We start from the raw sequence: 17,384 nt of genomic DNA, 5'->3' as shown, positions 1-17,384 counted from the left end.
CCATGCCAGCCATCGTTCTGATCGGCGCCCAGTGGGGCGACGAAGGTAAGGGCAAGGCCACCGACCTCCTCGGCAGCCGCGTCGACTACGTTGTGAAATTCAACGGCGGTAATAACGCCGGCCACACCGTGGTCGTCGGCAACGAGAAGTACGCGCTGCACCTGCTGCCCTCCGGCATTCTCACCCCCGGCGTCACCCCGATCATCGCCAACGGCGTCGTCGTCGACATCGAGGTGCTCTTTGAAGAACTCGACGCGCTGATCTCCCGCGGCGTTGACGTCTCGAAGCTGCGCGTCAGCGCCAACGCCCACGTCATCACCCAGTACCACCGCACCATGGACAAGGTCACCGAGCGGTTCCTGGGCAAGCGCCAGATCGGCACCACCGGGCGCGGCATCGGCCCCACGTACGCCGACAAGATCAACCGCGTGGGCATCCGCATCCAGGACCTGTTCGACGAGAACATCCTTCGCCAGAAGGTGGAAGGCGCGCTCGGCCAGAAGAACCACATGCTGGTCAAGGTCTACAACCGCCGCGCCATCACCGTCGACGAGATCGTCGACGACCTGCTCAGCTACGCGGAGCGCCTGCGCCCCATGGTCGCCGACACCGCGCTGCTGCTGCACCAGGCCCTCACCGACGGCAAGACCGTTCTGTTCGAGGGCGGCCAGGCCACCATGCTGGATGTCGACCACGGCACCTACCCGTTCGTCACGTCGTCGAACGCCACCTCCGGCGGCGCCGTGACCGGTTCCGGCATCGGCCCGAACCGCATCGACCGCATCATCGCGGTCGTCAAGGCGTACACCACTCGCGTCGGCGCCGGTCCGTTCCCCACCGAGCTCTTCGACGAGTCCGGCGAGTTCCTGCGCGCCAAGGGCTTCGAGTTCGGCACCACCACCGGCCGCCCGCGCCGCTGTGGCTGGTACGACGCCCCGATCGCCCGGTACACGGCGCGCATCAACGGTGTCACCGACTTCGTGCTCACCAAGCTCGACGTGCTCACGGGCTTGGAGACCATCCCGGTCTGCGTCGCCTATGAGGTCGACGGCGTGCGCTACGACGAGGTGCCGGTCTCCCAGTCCGACTTCCACCACGCCAAGCCCGTCTACGAGGAGTTCCCCGGCTGGACCGAGGACATCACCCACGTGCGCACCTTCGAGGACCTGCCCCAGAACGCGCAGGACTACGTGCTCGCCCTCGAGGCCATGAGCGGCGCCCGCATCTCCGCGATCGGCGTCGGCCCCGACCGCGAAGCGATCCTCACGCGCCACGACCTGATCGACTAAAGCCGCACGGCACGCGAGCCGTGAGCTAAGCACCAGAAAACTGCCATTTTCGGGGCTTAGCTCACAGCTCGGCGAACGGAGAATCTCTGTGACCGCTCACCTACCTGACGCTAGGCTCCTCACCGGACGCTTCGTGAGCCTCGAGCGGCTCAGCCGCGCCCACCTGCCGGAACTGCATCGCGCCATCGCGCATCCGGCCGTGTTCGCCGGTGGCTACGGCGGCGGCCCGCACAGCCTGCCGGCCGACCTCGACACCTTCGTGGCGTTCGCCGAGAAGTATTACCAGTGGGATGCCTTCCCCTACGCCGTGCGCGTGGTCTCCGGCCCACATGCCGGCGACCTAGTGGGCACATCCACCTTGGGTGACATCGACCTGCCCAACGAGGCGCTGCACCTGGGCTGGACCGCCTACGCGCCGCAGGTCTGGGGTACCGCGGTGAACCCCGAGACCAAACTGTTGATGCTCGGTGTCGCCTTCGACCACGGCTTCGGCCGGGTCAAGATCCAGGCCGACGTGCTCAACTCCCGCTCCCGCGCCGCGATCCTCGGCATCGGTGCGCAATTCGAGGGCATCAACCGGCGGGTGCAGCGCCGAGCGGATGGCTCCTGGCGCGACACCGCCGTCTACTCGGTGCTCGCCGACGAATGGCCCGTCGTGCAGGCCGGGCTGCACAAGCGGCTCGAGACCCACACCGGTACCTCGGTGGAGTACCGCAACCCGCGGGCTCCGCGTCGCGTCAGTCCGTCCTGATCCCGGCATCCGGTCTCGGCGCCCGCCTGATTCCGGCCAATCCACCGCGATTTTCAGACATCACGGTCGGAGACGGCCCGCGCGGCTCCGCGGCCCGTTCCGGCTGGGCTAGGGTCGGCAGGTGAGTGACGTTACGACCCCCAAGAGCCCCCTGGTCGCCCTGCAATTCCTGGGCATGGGCCTGGTCTGGGGTGCCAGCTTCCTATTCATGAAAATCGCCCTCGACGGGGTGAGTTTCGGCCAGGTGGCGTGGTCCCGGCTGGTGCTCGGCGGTCTCACCCTGGGCCTGATCGTGCTCGTCACCCGGCCCCGGGTGAACGGCGGCCCTGTGCTGCCGCGCGAGGGCATCGTCTGGCTGCACTTCCTGGTGATCGCGATCAGCGGCTGCGTCATCCCGCACCTGCTGTTCGCTTGGGCCGAGCAATACGTCTCGTCGAGCCTGGCCAGCATCTACAACGCCGTCACGCCCATCATGACCGCCCTCATGGTCACCGCGGTCTTCCGGGTGGAGAAGCTGGCCCGCGACCAGGTGATCGGGGTGCTGATCGGCATCGGCGGCGTGATCGTGATCATCGCGCCCTGGCAGTACACCGAACTCACCGGCGACCTCTGGGGCCAGCTCGCCTGCCTCGGCGCGGCGCTCTGCTACGGCTTCACCTTCGCCTACACCCGCAAGTACCTCAGCGGCCGGGCGATCACCGGCACCACCTTCGCCTTCCTCAACATCGGCCTGGCCGGCGCCGTGATGCTGCTGCTCACCCCGGTGCTGGCCTGGCAGCCGGTGGCCCTGACCACGCCCATCGTGCTCAGCCTGCTTACCCTCGGCGCACTCGGCACCGGCTTCGCCTACATCTGGAACATCAACGTGTTGCGTGCCTGGGGCCCCACCACGGCGTCGACGGTCACCTACGTCACCCCGGTCGTCGGCGTGATCCTCGGGGTGCTGGTGCTCTCCGAGACCTTCTCCTGGCACGAACCCGTCGGCGCGGTGCTGGTGCTCCTCGGCATCCTGCTCACCCAGAAACGCATCCGCCTGCCCCTCCCAGCGCCGCGCCCGGCCTAACCCGCCCGTCTGAACCCCCGAGTTGCCCACCTCCGGACGAGCTGCCCCGGTGCGCGGGGGCATGTCGTCCGTATCGGCGCAACTCGGCCCGGGCATCCGGGTCGGTGCAATATCGTAAGTGCATGGCTGTAAACGAGGAATTGCCCGCAGGCGCGGGGCAGGATGCGATCGACGAGTTGCAGGGCATTCGCCAGAGCATCGACAACATCGATGCCGCACTCATCCACCTGCTCGCCGAGCGGTTCAAGTTCACCCAGAGCGTGGGTCGGCTCAAGGCCAAGCACGGCCTGCCGCCGGCCGACCCGGCGCGGGAGTACCTGCAGATCCAGCGCCTGCGCGGGCTGGCCGAAGACGCCAGGCTCGACCCGGCGTTCGCGGAGAAGTTCCTCAACTTCATCATCGCCGAGGTGATCCACCACCACGAGAAGATCGCCGGCGGTGCCACGGATGCCGCCAAGGCCGCCGCCGCTCCGTCGACCGCCGAGACCCCCGCCGCCGCGGCCGTCGTGGGCGACCCGGCCGTGGACCCGGCCCACCCCTCCGCTTCCGCGTGAGCTGGAACCCGCGGGCGCTGCCGGACCAGTCCGGGCGCACCTTCGTCGTGACCGGCGCCAACGCGGGCCTCGGCTACTTCACGAGCGAGCAGCTGGCCTCGGCCGGCGCCCACGTGGTGCTGGCCTGCCGCAACCCGGTCAAGGCGGCCGCGGCGATCGCAGCGATCCGCGGCCGGGTACCGGGAGCCGCCGTGTCCACCCTCACGCTCGACGTGGCCGACCTCGGGTCGGTGCGCGCCGCCGCCGAACGGATGCTGGAGCTTCCGCAGCTGCACGGCCTCATCCTCAACGCGGGCATTGTGCACCCGCCGGTGGACCGTTCGGTGAGCCTGGACGGCACCGAGCTGGTGCTCGCCACCAACTTCACCGGCCATTTCCTGCTCACCAGCCTCGTGCTTCCCGTGCTGCAGCAGACGCCCGGCAGCCGGGTCGTGTCGCTCGGGTCGATCATCACCCGGCTGCTGGACTCGGCGCTCGACGACCTGCAGCTGGAGACCACCTACAACAGCTGGAAGGCCTACGCGCAGTCCAAGATCGCGATGCAGGTGTTCGGCTTCGAACTCGACCGGCGCCTGCGCGAGGCGGGCCTCGGCGGCCCGGGCGGGGTGCAGAGCCTGGTCGCGCATCCGGGCTACTCGATCTCCGGGCTCACCCCCGGCATCCGCGGAGTGAACGAGGTGACCCGCGGCAAGCGTTTCGTCGACACTCTGCAAGGCTTCATCGGCGCGCAGGGCAAGAACGCCGGCGCATGGTCGATCGTGCGCGCCGCCACCGACCCGGATGCCCGCGGCGGCCAGTACTTCGGCCCGCGCTTTCTCACCCGCGGCACCCCGGTGTTGGAGCGCCCCACCCGCACCTCCCGCGACCGCGCCGTGGCCGCTCGGCTCTTCGCCGGTACCGAGGCCCTGGTCGGCGCTCCCTTTCCCCTGGCGCCGTAACCGCCCCTTCCCCCGCGCTCCACAAGCGCCCGTTCCCCCGCGTCCCACAAACGCCCGTTCCCCCGCGAAAGCGGCCAAGCGGCTACCTCCGCTGTTCGAGCCAGCCGCAGCACCGCTTTCGCAACCAGAAGCTTCCGCGAGAGCGGCCGTGGGGCTGCCTCGGCTGGTTCAGGTAACCACTCCACCGCTTTCGTGAGCGCGGTGCACACTCACGGGCGCCACCCTGCGGCGGCTAAAGCCGTCGTGATCTTCCGCAAGGCGGGCGAGGGCGACATTCTCAGGTGAGACTTGTTGATGCGGATGACACGCCAGCCGGCCTCCCTGATCGCGTCGAGACGGTCCACGTCCCAGTGATACTGCTCCTCGTCCGTGCGGTGCTGTTCGCCGTCGTACTCCACCAGCAGCCGATATTCACGAAAAACCAGATCTCCGGTTGCGATCTTGCGGCCGAGCCGGTCGAAGATCTCCCCGTTGACCTCCGGTTCGGGCAGCCCGGCCCGCCCGATCAGGAGCCGGGTCGCAGTCTCCTTGGCTGAATCCGTGCGGGGCCGCACGGCCTCGAGCGCATCACGCAACTTTTTCGCCCCACGTTGGCCGGCATAGTGGGACACGCCAGCACGCAGCTCATCCATCGTCGCCAGCGGATGTTTCCGCCGTACCAGCGCGTCACCTGCCTCGATCAGGGCGTCCAACTCCAACACGGTAGACAGCTGACACCACGTGTCGACCGGCGCTGTCACCGGCAGTCCACCTACTTGCACGACTCGAACGCGGTCGCTGTGCACATGATGCCCGACCACCCCGCGGCCACCGTGCCGCGATCCGGCCAGGGTCGTCGAGACGTGTACTCGCGGATCCTGGGCAAGGCGCATGGGCAACGGCAAACCGTGGACTAACGCCGCGCTGGTATGGCTGAAGAACTTCTCTGCACTGAGATGGGGCAGGTATGCGCGAATGTGGGCGAGCGGGTCCGTCGGGTCCAGTGGCCGAGAGCGGATGCCGCGGAACGGTGTGACCAGGTCGTCGCCTCGCATCCGGGCCCGTGTGATGCCCTGGGCCAGACCCTCCTGGTGGCTGAATGCCCGCCCTCGCAGGGCTGCAGGTATTTCGGTTCGACGTTTCACCCCGAGAGGATGCGCCGTAACCGTGTCGCCGCGCCGAACTTATCCCCAGTTCGCGCACCGCCATCCCGCGAGAGCGGTCGTATGGCTGCCTCACCGCCGTGAGGTGACCGTTGTGCCGCTCTCGCGGGATCTGGGACGCAACAAACTTGCCACAACTGGTGAGGACAGGGTGGTGGGGTATTCAGTCCCGGCCGGGCGAGTCATTGCCGCGCCACCGTTCCGGGGGCAGGATGCCACCGTGCGGGCGTCGAAGCGGAGATCCCCGACGGCGATGCGGCAGGGCGAGGCAGCCCGGCCGGACGGAGCCACGGAGCACCAAAGGCATCAGGACGGATGGGGATGGGCGAGCGAATAGCGATCATCGGCGGCGGCATTGTCGGGATCGCCCTGGCGCGCGCCCTGCTCCTCCGCGGCCTGGGCGAGGTGACGGTGTTCGAGAAGGAGGAGCGGCTCGCCGCCCACCAGACCGGGCGCAACTCCGGGGTGGTGCACGCCGGCCTGTACTACCAGCCGGGCACCCTCAAGGCCCGGCTGTGCGCGGCGGGGCGCATCGCCATCCGCGACTACTGCGCCGAGAAGGGCCTGCCCTACCGCGAGCTGGGCAAACTGGTGGTGGCGGTCGACGCCTCTGAACTGCCGGCTCTGGCCGAGATCGAACGCCGCGCCACGGCCAACGGGGTGCCCGACCTGGCCCGGCTCGACGGACTCGACCGCATCCGGGCGATCGAACCGCATGCGGCGGGGGTGGCCGCTGTGCACTCGCCCCGCACCGCAGCGGTCGACTACACCGCGATCACCGAGGCGATGGCGCAGGATGTGCGCAGCCTCGGTGGCAGCATCCGCACCGGCCAGGAGGTGGTGGGCCTGCAGATCGACCGGGGCACGGTGCGGGTGCGCACCCCCGCCGGCGAGCAGGTCTTCGACCGGCTGATCGCCTGCGCGGGCCTGCAGTCCGACCTGGTGGCGCGGCTCGTCGGCGCCGACCCGTCGCCGAAGATCCTGCCGTTCCGCGGTGAGTACTGGGCGTTGGCGGCCGCGCGCACCGACCTGGTGCGCGGCATGATCTACCCGGTGCCCGACCCGAGGTTCCCGTTTCTCGGTGTGCACTTCACCCGCGGCGTGCACAACGATGTGCACGTGGGCCCCAACGCGGTGCCGGCCCTGGCCCGGGAGGGCTATTCCTGGTTGGCCGTCTCGCCCCGGGACACCTGGCAGTCGCTGCGTTGGCCCGGCGCCGGCGCGCTCGCCCGGCAGCACTGGCGTATGGGCCTGGACGAGATCAGCGGCTCGCTGGTCAAACCGCTCTACTACCGCAAGGCTCGCCGGTTCATCCCCGAGCTGCAGATGAGCGACCTCGCCACGAAGACCGCGGCGGGCGTGCGCGCCCAGGCCTGGGGCCGCGACGGCACCCTCCTCGACGACTTCGCGGTCGACCAGGTCGGCCCGGTCACCCTGCTCCGGAACGCCCCGTCTCCGGCCGCCACCTCCTCGATGGCTATCGCCGAGCACGTGATCGAACATTACGTCCTCGCCCGTATGCCCGAGTAGCGCAGCGGATGCGCACCCTGCAGGCTCGCTGCACCTCTCGTGGGGGAGTGGCTGGACAAGCCAACTGTAGGGGGATCAGCCAGCCAGAGGGGGCGCGGCAAACGAGACTCAGAGCGAGCCCGAGCCCGAGCCCGGGCCCCAGCCCAGCCCAGCCCAGCGGAACTCGGCCCCGAGCGACCGCCCCACCCCTACTCGCTGAGGTTGTCGCTGAGGATCTCGAGCACGGCCGAGCGGGTGGTGCGGGCATGATCGCCGAGTCGGGCTGCGACCACGTCGACCAGCGACTCGATCAGGATCACGTGCGGCACCCGCGACGTGTGCTCCAGTTCGTGCCGAAAGGTGCCGCCCGCCGGGGCCACGACCAGGCTGATATCGGCCAGGCTCACCAGCGGCGAGGTGGCGAAGGAGGTGATGACCACCACGGCAGCGCCGGTCTGCCTGGCGGCACGGGCGGCCTTGAGGCTGGCCTCGCTCGCACCGCTGCCGCTGATGATCAGTACCGCATCCGCGGCCGTCAACTGTCGGGCCGCGATCTGCTGCCCGATCGGGTCGGCCACGAATTCGGTGGGCCGGCCGATGGCGGTCAGCCGCATTCCGACGTCGAGCGCTAGCGGTGACGACAGCCCGCTGGCCAGGGCCAGCAGCCTCCCCGCCCCGACGATGGTGCTCACGGCACGCTCCACCGCATCCTCACTGAGCACGCTGGCGATGCGCGGCAGCGTGGCAGCCAACCCATCAATGTCGGCACGGATGGCGCCCAGCGCTGACTCGCCGTAGTCGCGTTCGGTCACCAGCGTCTGGGCGAGCTCCCGGGTGAGGGCCACCCGCAACTGGGCGAACCCGCGGTAGCCCAGCTTCTGACAGGTGCGAATGACACTCGACCGGGCCACGCCGGCGCGGTCGGAGAGGTCTTGCGCGGTCATCTCCACCACGCCCTCCGCATCCGCCACGATCAGGGCGACCACGCTGAGCTCGCTCGGCTGCAGCGAATTTCGCACCGTACTGATGCGGGTCGTCACGGTGGCGTCGTCGTTACCGGTCCAGCTCACGAACGGATGCTCCTTCGGTTATGCGTCGGCGCAGGGCCCCGGACACGGCGTCGATGCTCATCGTCACGACGACCACCACGAGCAGCAGCATCCCCACCGTGGACCACTCGCGATACTGAGTGTACGAGGTGAGCATGTCGCCGATGCCGCCGACACCGATCAGGCCCAGAATCGAGGATGCCCGCACGTTGATCTCGAACCTGTACAGCCAGAACGACACGAAGTCGGGCATCGCCTGCGGCCAGACCCCCCAGCGGATGACCTCCGGCGTCGACCCGCCCGCCGCCCGCACTGCCTCGATCGGGCCGGGGTCCACGCCCTCGATGGCTTCGTAGCCCCACTTGCCGAGCGTGCCGACGCTGTTCACCGCCAGGGCGAGCGCCCCGGTGAGCGGGGTGAGGCCGGTCACCGACAGGATCGCGATGGCGATGATGATCTCCGGCACCGCCCGAATGACCGAGAACAGCAGGCGCAGCACACCCCGGGCCGGTGCCGGGGCGAAGCCGCGCGCGGCGAGGAAGCTGAGCGGCAGCGAGATCACCAGGCCGATCACGGTGCCCACCCAGGCCATCTCCACCGACCGCCAGGTCTGCAAGAGGGCCTCGCCGATCTTGTCCCAGTTGGGAGCGGCGAACATCAGCCAGAGGTAACGCACGATCTCGCCGGGCAGGCTGCCCAGCCTGGCCCAGGTGATGTCGACCGACCAGAACGCGACGATCACGATGACGGTGACCACAATGGTGGCGGTCAGTCGGCGCCAGGAACTGGGCTTGGCCGGCAAAACCAGGGCAGGCCGGGCGCGGGTTCCGGGCGGGGTGGGCGTGAGAGTGGTCATACCAACCTCTTTCGAATGGAGGCACTGACGGTGTCGATGACGACGACCACCACGAGGATCTCGAGGATGATCAGCGACAACTGGTCGTAGCGGTAGAAGGTGCGCACGGCGTCGATGAGCAGGCCGAGCCCGCCGGCTCCCACAAGGCCGAGCACGGTGGAGGCGCGCACGTTGAGTTCGAGCACGTACAGGGTCTGGTTGACAAACGCGGGCCAGGCATCCGTCAGCGCGATCGCGCGGTTGATCTGCAGCTGGGTGCCGCCGGCGGCACGTCCGGCCTCGAGCGGGCCGGCGTCGTTCACCTCGATCGACTCCGACACCATCTTCACGATGATGCCCACGTTGAACAGCACCAGCGCGATGATGCCGGGTAGCGCGCCCACCCCCACCATCGCCACCAGCACGGATGCGTAGAGCAGGTCGGGAATGGAGCGCACCGCGTTCAGCACGGTCTTGAGCAGGCCCCGGGTGTACCGGTTCGGATTAGTCAACCGGGCCGCCCAGAGGCTGAGCGGCAGCGATACGACAGCTCCCACGAAGGTGGCGATCACCGCCATCTGCAGCGTCTCCACCAGCGGCGGGATGGTGCGGGGAAAGAACGACCAGTCCGGCTGGAGCAGTGCGAGCACCTTGTCGGCACCGTTCTGCCAGTTCTTCACGATCGCTTCGAAACTGAATGCGATTCCCCACTGCGGGCTCAGCGTGACCGCGGTGATCAGCAGCACCACGGCCAGGCCCAGCCAGGGTTTCCAGCGTCCGCGCGGCTTCGGCGGCAGAACCAGCGGTGCCAGCGTGCTCATCAGCCGAGCACATCCTCGTGCTGGATGGACCGGCCGTAGATGGTCTCGAACACGGCATCGCTCGCGGTGGCCGCCGGGCCGTCGTAGACGACCTCACCGGCGCGCAGCCCGATCAGCCGGGTGCCGTAGGTGCGGGCCAGGTCGAGTAGGTGCAGGTTGGTGAGCACGGTGATGCCCAGGTCCTGGTTGATCCGGCGCAGGTCCCGCATCACGCCGTGCGCGGTGGGCGGGTCGAGGCTGGCCACGGGTTCGTCGGCGAGCACGAGCTTGGGCTGCTGCGCGAGGGCCCGGGCGATGGCCACGCGCTGCTGCTGCCCGCCGGACAGTGTGGAGGCGCGGTCATATGCCTTCGCGAGAATGCCGACGCTGTTCAGCGCCTCGTAGGCGATCTGCTTGTCGTCGGCCCGATACAGACCGAGCAGGGTGCGCCAGGTGGGGGTATGGGCGAGCCGGCCCACCAGCACATTGTTCAGCACACTCGCGCGGCGGGCCAGGTTGAAGCCCTGGAAGATCATGCCGATCTCCCCGCGCAGTTGGCGCAGCTCACGGCCGCGGGCGGTCTCCAGGTGCCGTCCGCCCACCTCGAGGGTGCCGGAGCTGATCGGCACGAGCCCGTTGATGGTGCGGATCAGGCTGCTCTTCCCCGAACCCGACAGCCCGACCACGGAAACCATCTCGCCGGCTTCGATGTCTAGGGACACGTTTTTCAGTGCGACGACCCCATTGGGGTAGCGCACGCTGACGTCACGCATCCGGATCGACCACGGCGCGGCGGCCGGGGGGTGAACCCAGGCCGCCGCGCTGTCGTGAAGGTCAGTCATCGGTTACTGCAGGCCCAGCTTCGTGGCCGCGTCGGCGACGACGGAGAGCGTCGACGGGTCGGCGGGCGCGAGCTTGGTGATGGAGTAGATCGACGTGAGTACAGCCGAGCCCTCTTCGGTGGCGGAGTAGTCGGCCAGGGCGGTGGTGATCTCCTCCTGGAGCTCGGGCGAGAGGCTCTTGGTGAGCGCGACGCCGTCGTTGGGGATCTCGTCGGTCAGAGCGAAGACAACGACCTTCTCGCCCACGTCGGGCTTGTCCTTGGCCACGATGTCGCGGGCGTCCCAGAAGCTGAAGCCCACCTCGGCGTCGCCGTTGTAGACGGCGAGCACGGATGCGTCGTTGGCCGTGACCGGAATCTGCTCGATGTCGGAGTCGGTGTCCAGGCCCGCGTTCTTCAGCGCAAGGATCGGGTAGATGTAGCCGGCGGGGGAGCCCGGGCCGAGCACAGCCACCTTGGCGCCCTTCACCTTCTCGATCGAGTCCAGACCGGCCGGGCCGGCGAGGGCGTCGGCGCCGTTGCAGAACAGCTTGCCGTCACGCTCCACCGGAGTGTCGTCGCAGTACTTGTCCGGGTTGTTGGTCATGAACTGCGCCGGGTAGGTGATGTTGCCGTTGCGCTCGGTCTGCAGCACGACGGATGCGCCGTACATGTCGCTGGCCTGCCAGAGCTGCAGGGACGGCAGGAAGCCGATCTGGGCCTGGTCGGCACCCATCGCCTCGACGGCGGCCTGGTAGTCCTTGGAAACGACGCCCGTGACGGGGATGCCGAGGGCCTCGGTGAGCATGTCGGTGAGCGGCTTGGCGGTGTCGACGAGGCCGGCCTGGTCCTGCGAAGGCACCAGGGCCAGGGTCAACGACTCAGGGTCGGCCGCCGGGGAGGGCGTGCCTTCCGCTGCCGAGCTGGTGGCGCAGCCGGTGAGGGCGAGGGCGGCGAAGGACGCCGCGGCGACGAAGGAGAGTGCTTTCTTGGTGATCACTGGTCAGCCTTTTCTGTGGTGAGAGCGGTGGTGAAAGTGGGATCAAGCGAGGTGGTGCCTGGTGCGAGAGGTGTGGCGGAATCGAGCCAGTCCCGCAGAGCCGGATACAGCTCGTGCAGGTGGTCGGCTCGGTAAGTCGGGGTGGCGGTGCGGGGCGGCGGGGCGCCGACGAGCGCGGTGGTTGCGCCGCGCATATAGGCGGGAGCAAGGTCGTTCTCCCAGACATCGCCGATACTGGTGAGGTTGGCCGAGCTCGCACCGACCGGCAGCCGGGCGAGCAGGCTGTCCAACAGCGGGCCGAAGCCGTCCGGCTTGCCCACGGAGGTGTGCACGGCGTCGAACGCCCCGGCCAGACCGAGGGCGGCGAGGGCTTCCTCGAGGCGGATGGCGGGAGCATTGGTGGCGAGCACCAGGTAGGCGGTCGGGCGGGCCTCGGCCAGGAAATCAGCGAGGCCGGCGGGCGAGGTAACCGGGGCGGCGTTCGTCGCAAGCTCCTGTCGGCTGGCCAGGTAGGCCGCGCTGCGAGCGCTCGCCGTCACGTCGTACTGCTCGGCCAAGAGGCGCACCAGGTCGTAGCCGTCGATCGGCTGCGCCCATCTGGTCGCCGACGGCGGCGCGGAGATGTCGGTTTCGAAACGGCCGAGGAACTCGACGGCCGCGGCCGTGGGCAGGCCGGCGGCGACGAAACGCGCGTAGGAGCGAATCGGTCCGTGCCCGAGGGAGACAGTCCCATCGAAGTCGAAGACCAACACCCGTTCGCGAGATGGCACGCTCACTCATTCCTGTTCCGGCGCCCCTCGTGGACGCATGGTTCATGTTAGGAGCCGTCTATGGACTAAATGACCGCGCCAGGTGAACAGCGTGTAAACCTTCCTTCCAGGCTCGTTCGGTAAAGGTGCCTACTATGGGCAGATGATGTTCGAGCAGATCGCCCGTGACGCCGCTGCCGGCCGCTTCAACGACTGGGCGCTGTCCACAGTGATCGACGAGAACGCCCAGTCCCCGGTGATTTCCAAGGCCGAGTTCTTCAGGTTGCACGCGGCAGCGAACATCGCGGCGACCTGGCCGATCGGCAACGCGGGCCTGTTGCACGTCTACGGCTACCTGCTCTCGAAGGTGGTCACGCCGTTCGGTCTCAAGGGCGACCGTTGGCGAAACGGCGAACTGGCCGGCCAGCTGGGTCTGGCGCCCGCGGAGTTCCTGCTCGATGCGGCGGATGCGGCCGGCGAAACGGTGCTACAGCGGGTCACGGGTTCGGTGCTCCCGCACCTGGCGCGCCCGGCCCGCGCCCGCGGCGACGTGCTGGTTTTCGACGACGAGGTTCCCGGTGAGACCACGTTCTTCCGAACCACCGTGGTGAGCACGCCCGGCCGATCCGGGGCGGCTCTCGTCTACGGCGTGTGCCACGGCGGCCGGATGCGCGTGGTCACGGTCTTTCCGCTGGCCCACCCGTCCCCGGTCTCTCTCGACGCCCTCGCGGCCGAACCCCCGCGGATGCGCTACAACGCCGCCTTGGCGGCGCTCCCGCCGCGCACCCCTCTCCGCCGGCGGCACTGAGCCGGGTCGCCGGCGCCGAGTTGCCGAAAAGTGCCCCTTCCCGAGACGGGAAGGGGCACTTCGCGGCAAGTCAGCGACGCGCTGGGGCCTACGCGAACGCGTTCGGCAGGGTGCTGCGGTGGCGCGACTGCAGCTCGGTCAGCGGCACCGTGAAGTAGTCCTGGATCTCGAGCTCGGGAGCGGTCGCATCCGTCACGCCGATGCGCAGCACCGGGTAGTCGCGGCCTTCGCAGAGGCCGAGAAACTTGACGTCGTCCTCACGCGGCACCGAGACCAGCACGCGGCCGGTCGACTCCGAGAACAGGGCCACGGATGCGTCGACGCCGTCGCGCTCGAGGATGTCGCCGAGCCAGACCCGTGCGCCAACGCCGAACCGGAGTACGGCCTCGGCGAGGGCCTGCGCGAGGCCGCCCGTGGAGAGGTCGTGGGCGCTGTCGATCAAGGCCTCGATCGACGCGGCGTGCAAGAGGCCGGCGAGGTCGGCTTCGCGGCCGAGGTCGACGACGGGCGGCACGCCACCGAGGTGGTCGTGCACCACGGCGCTCCACGCGGAACCGTCGAGCTCTTCACGGGTGATGCCGAGCAGGTAGATGTTGTGTCCGTCGTCCTGCCAGCCGCTGGGCACGCGGCGGGCGACGTCGTCGATCACGCCGAGCACGGCCACGACCGGGGTCGGGTGGATCGGCTGGTCGCCGGTCTGGTTGTAGAACGACACGTTGCCGCCGGTGACCGGGATCTCCAGCTCGAGGCAGCCATCCGCGAGGCCCTCGACGGCCTGGGAGAACTGCCACATGACCTCGGGGTTCTCGGGCGAGCCGAAGTTGAGGCAGTCGCTGATGCCCACCGGCACGGCGCCGGTGACGGCCACGTTGCGGTACGCCTCGGCGAGGGCCAGCTGGGCGCCGCGGTACGGGTCGAGCTGGCAGTAACGGCCGTTGGCGTCGGTCGCGATGACGAAGCCGAGGCCGGACTCCTCGTCGATCCGGATCATGCCGGCATCGTCGGGGAAGGAGAGGGCGGTGTTGCCCATCACGTAGCGGTCGTACTGGTCGGTGATCCAGCTCGGGTCGGCCAGGTTGGGCGAGCCGAGCAGGGCGAGGAACTGCTCCTGCAGGGTCGCGGCATCCGTCGCCCGGGGCAGGGCCAGGGCCGTGTCGGCCTGCAGCGCGTCGATCCAGGTGGGGTAGGCCACGGGGCGGTCGTAGACGGGGCCGTCGACGGCGACGGTGCGCGGGTCGACGTTGACGATCTCTTCACCGTGGAAGTCGATGATCAGGCGGCCGGAGTCGGTGACCTCGCCGAGCACGCTGGTCTCCACGTCCCACTTCTCCACCACGGCGAGGAAGCCGGCGAGCTTCTCCGGCGTGACGACGGCCATCATGCGTTCCTGGCTCTCGCTCATCAGGATCTCTTCGGCGGTGAGCGACGGGTCGCGCAGCAGCACCTTCTCCAGCTGGATGTACATGCCGCCGTCGCCGTTGGAGGCCAGCTCGCTGGTGGCGCAGGAGATGCCCGCGGCGCCCAGGTCCTGGATGCCCTCGACGAGCTTCTCGCGGTACAGCTCGAGGCAGCACTCGATGAGCACCTTCTCGGCGAACGGGTCGCCCACCTGCACGGCGGGCCGCTTGGTCGGGCCGCCCTCGCTGAAGGTGTCCGAGGCCAGGATGGATGCGCCGCCGATGCCGTCGCCGCCGGTGCGGGCCCCGAAGAGCACCACCTTGTTGCCGGTGCCCGAGGCGTTGGCCAGGTGCAGGTCCTCGTGGCGCAGTACGCCAACGGAGAGCGCGTTGACCAGCGGGTTGCCCTGGTAGACGGAGTCGAACCAGGTCTCGCCGCCGATGTTGGGCAGGCCGAGGCAGTTGCCATAGAACGAGATGCCGGAGACCACGCCGTGCACCACCCGGGCGGTGTCGGGGTCGTTGATGTCGCCGAAGCGCAGGGCGTCCATCACGGCGACCGGGCGGGCGCCCATCGAGATGATGTCGCGCACGATGCCGCCCACGCCGGTGGCGGCGCCCTGGAACGGCTCGATGTAGGAGGGGTGGTTGTGCGATTCGATCTTGAAGGTGACGGCCCAGCCCTCACCCACGTCGAGCACGCCGGCGTTCTCGCCCATGCCCACCATCAGGTTCTTCTTCATGGCGGGGGAGACCTTGTCGCCGAACTGGCGCAGGTACTTCTTCGAGCTCTTGTAGGAGCAGTGCTCGCTCCACATCACGGAGTACATGGCGAGCTCGCCCGAGGTGGGGCGGCGGCCCAGGATGGTGCGGATCTCGGCGTATTCGCCGGGCGTCAACCCGAGGGCAGCGTACGGCTGCTCCTTCTCGGGAGTGTTGATCGCGTTGGTCACGGTGTCAGCGACGCCGCGGGAGGATGTGTTGGAAACAGCGGTCACGAGTGGCGTTCTCCCAGAGATAGCGGATGCTTGACCCGCTTAGTCTACCGGGCCGGGTCGGCGGCGGCCCGGTGTCGCCGCGGGCGCACGTTAGGGTTGCGGCAGGGGCACTTGTCCCGCGAGCGGGGGGCTCTATGACACGTCACACATCCATCTCCATTCTCCGACGAGGCACCGGTCGGTTGGTCGCGGTTGCGGCGGTCACCGTCGCACTGGCGCTGAGCGGCTGCTCGGCCGGCACCGGCCCCGCGGCCGAACCGGCGGCGCCGACGCCGACGCCGACTCTCGAGCCGCACGAGCTCGCCGCAGAGATCTCGGCCACCTTCCCCACCACGGCGGAATGGCTGAAGACCTACTCGACGGGCCAGTGGTGCGAGGCGAAAACCGCGGGCGAGCCGAGCAACTGCGGCGGTGAGCCGTGGGACGTTCCCGGTGTATACAGCAACGGCTACACCCTGCGCGACGGCGTCACCGATGTCACGGCGGGCGCGGTTGTGCTGACGATTTCCGAGCATCCATCGGTGGAAAGCGCGGCACAGCAGCTTGCCGACGTCAAGGCCCAGGACTCCGCCTACAACGGTGACTTCGACCTGGCTCCTGGGCGGGACGGCACCCTGATCGCCGGGGTGCGGGGGTCGGGCACCGTGACCGATTTCGAGCGGGATGGCTGGGCCGGGTACCGCCTCTCCGAGGCCTCCGAGTACTACAACACCGACGGCAGCATCGTGCAGGACCTGGCCGGCACCAACGCCGTCCTGTTGACCAAAGGCACCCTCGCGCTCCTCGTGCGGGTCTACTGGGCCAGCCCGGAACCCGGGGTGGTCGATGTCGAAATGGATGCCTGGCTGGACCGCGTTCTCGGCGCCGAGGATTCGGAGTAGTGGGTATTCGATCGGCGCCCACCGCCCGGCTGGCGCGGCGGGTCACGGTCGGCGCGCTGGCCCTGAGCCTCCTTCTCGGCGGATGCGCGGCCGGCGCCGGATCGGCGGAATCGGCCACCCCGAGCCCCACGCCCACTCCCACGCTCGAACCCCACGAGGTCGTGGCGCAACTCGCGGCCACCTTCCCGACCGAGGCGGAGCTGGCCGAGACCTACGAGACCGCCCGGTACTGCGTGGCGGAGACCGTCGGCGAGCCCAGCAGCTGCGGCGGTGACGCCTGGACCGCGACGGGCACGCTCGCCAACGGCTTCAACCTGCGCGAGGGGGTCACCGGCGTGACCGCCGGCGCGGTGGTGTTGCAGATCGTCGAATGGGACACGGACGAGCAGGCGCTGAAGCAGGTGGCGGATGCCCAGGCCCTCGACGCGGTCTTCACCGGCGACTTCGACGTGCCTCCGGATACGAGCGCCGGGCAGCGGGGAACGGGAACCCTGGTCGACTTCGAGCGGGCCGGGTTCTCCGGATACCGGCTATCCCAGGTGTCCGAGCAATACGGGTATGACGGTGTCGCCTCGAGCTCCCCGCGAAACACGCAGGCGATCATGATGACCGATGGCACGCTGGCCTTCACCCTGCGGGTGTACTGGGCCAGCGGCGAGCCCGGCGTGGGCGACGCCGAGGTGGATGCCTGGCTCGACCGCGTCTTCGGCCCGGAAAAATCGGACTAGCCCAACCGCGCGCGAGGCCCGCGCGCGAGGCCCGCGCGCGAGGCCCGCGCGCTCGGGCCGCGCGGGTCAGGCG

The 17,384-nt window shown here is 69.1% G+C and carries 17 protein-coding genes; 9 read left to right on the top strand and 8 right to left on the bottom strand.

All coding sequences use genetic code 11. From position 1 onward, the window contains the following. Positions 1 to 2: 2 nt before the first annotated feature. The 5 genes from CTB96_RS01590 to CTB96_RS01570 all read left to right on the top strand — a co-directional run bounded on the left by CTB96_RS01590 (position 3) and on the right by CTB96_RS01570 (position 4,595). Positions 3 to 1,289: an adenylosuccinate synthase gene (locus CTB96_RS01590; RefSeq protein ID WP_110125170.1), complete on the top strand. Its 1,287-nt coding sequence runs from the start codon at positions 3 to 5 to the stop codon at positions 1,287 to 1,289. Between the two features lie 88 nt (positions 1,290 to 1,377). Then, positions 1,378 to 2,040, top strand: coding sequence for a GNAT family N-acetyltransferase (locus CTB96_RS01585; RefSeq protein WP_110125169.1), 663 nt, complete (start codon positions 1,378 to 1,380; stop codon positions 2,038 to 2,040). 121 nt (positions 2,041 to 2,161) lie between these two features. After that, complete coding sequence (locus CTB96_RS01580; RefSeq protein WP_248283170.1) at positions 2,162 to 3,103, top strand: DMT family transporter; 942 nt, start codon at positions 2,162 to 2,164, stop codon at positions 3,101 to 3,103. A 122-nt stretch (positions 3,104 to 3,225) separates the two neighbouring features. Then, entirely contained in the window at positions 3,226 to 3,657 is a 432-nt protein-coding gene (locus CTB96_RS01575) for a chorismate mutase (protein WP_110125167.1), read from the top strand. After that, positions 3,654 to 4,595: an SDR family NAD(P)-dependent oxidoreductase gene (locus CTB96_RS01570; protein WP_110125166.1), complete on the top strand. Its 942-nt coding sequence runs from the start codon at positions 3,654 to 3,656 to the stop codon at positions 4,593 to 4,595. Before CTB96_RS01575 ends, CTB96_RS01570 begins: the two co-directional genes overlap by 4 nt. A gap of 209 nt (positions 4,596 to 4,804) precedes the next feature. Here CTB96_RS01570 and CTB96_RS01565 read toward each other — a convergent pair whose 3' ends face one another. After that, a complete protein-coding gene (locus CTB96_RS01565; protein ID WP_146215729.1) occupies positions 4,805 to 5,719 on the bottom strand; it encodes an endonuclease domain-containing protein in 915 nt (304 codons plus the stop codon). A gap of 339 nt (positions 5,720 to 6,058) precedes the next feature. On the opposite strand from CTB96_RS01565, the gene lhgO reads away from it, so the two are divergent. Next, positions 6,059 to 7,267, top strand: a complete 1,209-nt coding sequence (gene lhgO / locus CTB96_RS01560) for an L-2-hydroxyglutarate oxidase (RefSeq protein WP_110125164.1) — start codon at positions 6,059 to 6,061, stop codon at positions 7,265 to 7,267. A 188-nt stretch (positions 7,268 to 7,455) separates the two neighbouring features. Here the strand turns inward: lhgO and CTB96_RS01555 are convergent, their stop codons facing one another. Genes CTB96_RS01555 through CTB96_RS01530 form a run of 6 tightly spaced genes read right to left on the bottom strand, consistent with a single transcriptional unit; the run spans position 7,456 to position 12,520 of the window. Beyond that, positions 7,456 to 8,316: a MurR/RpiR family transcriptional regulator gene (locus tag CTB96_RS01555; RefSeq protein ID WP_110125163.1), complete on the bottom strand. Its 861-nt coding sequence runs from the start codon at positions 8,314 to 8,316 to the stop codon at positions 7,456 to 7,458. After that, positions 8,300 to 9,151 carry a phosphonate ABC transporter, permease protein PhnE gene (gene phnE, locus CTB96_RS01550; RefSeq protein ID WP_110125162.1) on the bottom strand — a complete coding sequence of 284 codons (852 nt, stop codon included), beginning with the start codon at positions 9,149 to 9,151 and terminating at the stop codon, positions 8,300 to 8,302. The genes CTB96_RS01555 and phnE (CTB96_RS01550) overlap by 17 nt, the downstream gene beginning before the upstream one ends. Beyond that, positions 9,148 to 9,951, bottom strand: coding sequence for a phosphonate ABC transporter, permease protein PhnE (phnE, locus tag CTB96_RS01545; protein ID WP_110125161.1), 804 nt, complete (start codon positions 9,949 to 9,951; stop codon positions 9,148 to 9,150). The genes phnE (CTB96_RS01550) and phnE (CTB96_RS01545) overlap by 4 nt, the downstream gene beginning before the upstream one ends. Then, on the bottom strand, positions 9,951 to 10,772 hold the full coding sequence (gene phnC / locus CTB96_RS01540; RefSeq protein ID WP_110125160.1) for a phosphonate ABC transporter ATP-binding protein: 822 nt from the start codon (positions 10,770 to 10,772) through the stop codon (positions 9,951 to 9,953). The genes phnE (CTB96_RS01545) and phnC overlap by 1 nt, the downstream gene beginning before the upstream one ends. Before the next feature lie 3 nt (positions 10,773 to 10,775). Continuing rightward, entirely contained in the window at positions 10,776 to 11,747 is a 972-nt protein-coding gene (gene phnD / locus CTB96_RS01535) for a phosphate/phosphite/phosphonate ABC transporter substrate-binding protein (protein ID WP_110125877.1), read from the bottom strand. Continuing rightward, entirely contained in the window at positions 11,747 to 12,520 is a 774-nt protein-coding gene (locus CTB96_RS01530) for an HAD family hydrolase (protein WP_181397098.1), read from the bottom strand. Before CTB96_RS01530 ends, phnD begins: the two co-directional genes overlap by 1 nt. 142 nt (positions 12,521 to 12,662) lie before the next feature. Between CTB96_RS01530 and CTB96_RS01525 the strand changes: the two genes are divergently transcribed. After that, a complete protein-coding gene (locus tag CTB96_RS01525) occupies positions 12,663 to 13,307 on the top strand; it encodes an amino acid deaminase (protein ID WP_110125159.1) in 645 nt (214 codons plus the stop codon). Between the two features lie 88 nt (positions 13,308 to 13,395). Here the strand turns inward: CTB96_RS01525 and purL are convergent, their stop codons facing one another. Then, positions 13,396 to 15,702, bottom strand: coding sequence for a phosphoribosylformylglycinamidine synthase subunit PurL (gene purL, locus CTB96_RS01520; protein ID WP_110125158.1), 2,307 nt, complete (start codon positions 15,700 to 15,702; stop codon positions 13,396 to 13,398). Between the two features lie 134 nt (positions 15,703 to 15,836). Here purL and CTB96_RS01515 point away from each other — a divergent pair, with 134 nt between their 5' ends. Both CTB96_RS01515 and CTB96_RS01510 read left to right on the top strand, forming a co-directional pair. Then, positions 15,837 to 16,583 carry a hypothetical protein gene (locus CTB96_RS01515; RefSeq protein ID WP_146215728.1) on the top strand — a complete coding sequence of 249 codons (747 nt, stop codon included), beginning with the start codon at positions 15,837 to 15,839 and terminating at the stop codon, positions 16,581 to 16,583. Next, a complete protein-coding gene (locus CTB96_RS01510) occupies positions 16,583 to 17,311 on the top strand; it encodes a hypothetical protein (protein WP_110125156.1) in 729 nt (242 codons plus the stop codon). The genes CTB96_RS01515 and CTB96_RS01510 overlap by 1 nt, the downstream gene beginning before the upstream one ends. The last annotated feature ends 73 nt before the right edge of the window (positions 17,312 to 17,384 follow it).

Source organism: Cryobacterium arcticum (assembly GCF_003185895.1).
Lineage (GTDB): Bacteria > Actinomycetota > Actinomycetes > Actinomycetales > Microbacteriaceae > Cryobacterium > Cryobacterium arcticum.
This window is presented reverse-complemented; position numbering and strand designations above follow the sequence as displayed.

Excerpts from the sequence above, each read along its gene's own strand:
- CTB96_RS01525 (WP_110125159.1), top strand. The coding sequence starts at position 12,663 with ATGATGTTCGAGCAGATCGCCCGTGACGCCGCTGCCGGCCGCTTCAAC.
- CTB96_RS01515 (WP_146215728.1), top strand. The coding sequence starts at position 15,837 with ATGACACGTCACACATCCATCTCCATTCTCCGACGAGGCACCGGTCGG.
- phnE (WP_110125161.1), bottom strand. The coding sequence starts at position 9,951 with ATGAGCACGCTGGCACCGCTGGTTCTGCCGCCGAAGCCGCGCGGACGC.
- CTB96_RS01575 (WP_110125167.1), top strand. The coding sequence starts at position 3,226 with ATGGCTGTAAACGAGGAATTGCCCGCAGGCGCGGGGCAGGATGCGATC.
- lhgO (WP_110125164.1), top strand. The coding sequence starts at position 6,059 with ATGGGCGAGCGAATAGCGATCATCGGCGGCGGCATTGTCGGGATCGCC.
- CTB96_RS01590 (WP_110125170.1), top strand. The coding sequence starts at position 3 with ATGCCAGCCATCGTTCTGATCGGCGCCCAGTGGGGCGACGAAGGTAAG.
- phnC (WP_110125160.1), bottom strand. The coding sequence starts at position 10,772 with ATGACTGACCTTCACGACAGCGCGGCGGCCTGGGTTCACCCCCCGGCC.
- phnE (WP_110125162.1), bottom strand. The coding sequence starts at position 9,151 with ATGACCACTCTCACGCCCACCCCGCCCGGAACCCGCGCCCGGCCTGCC.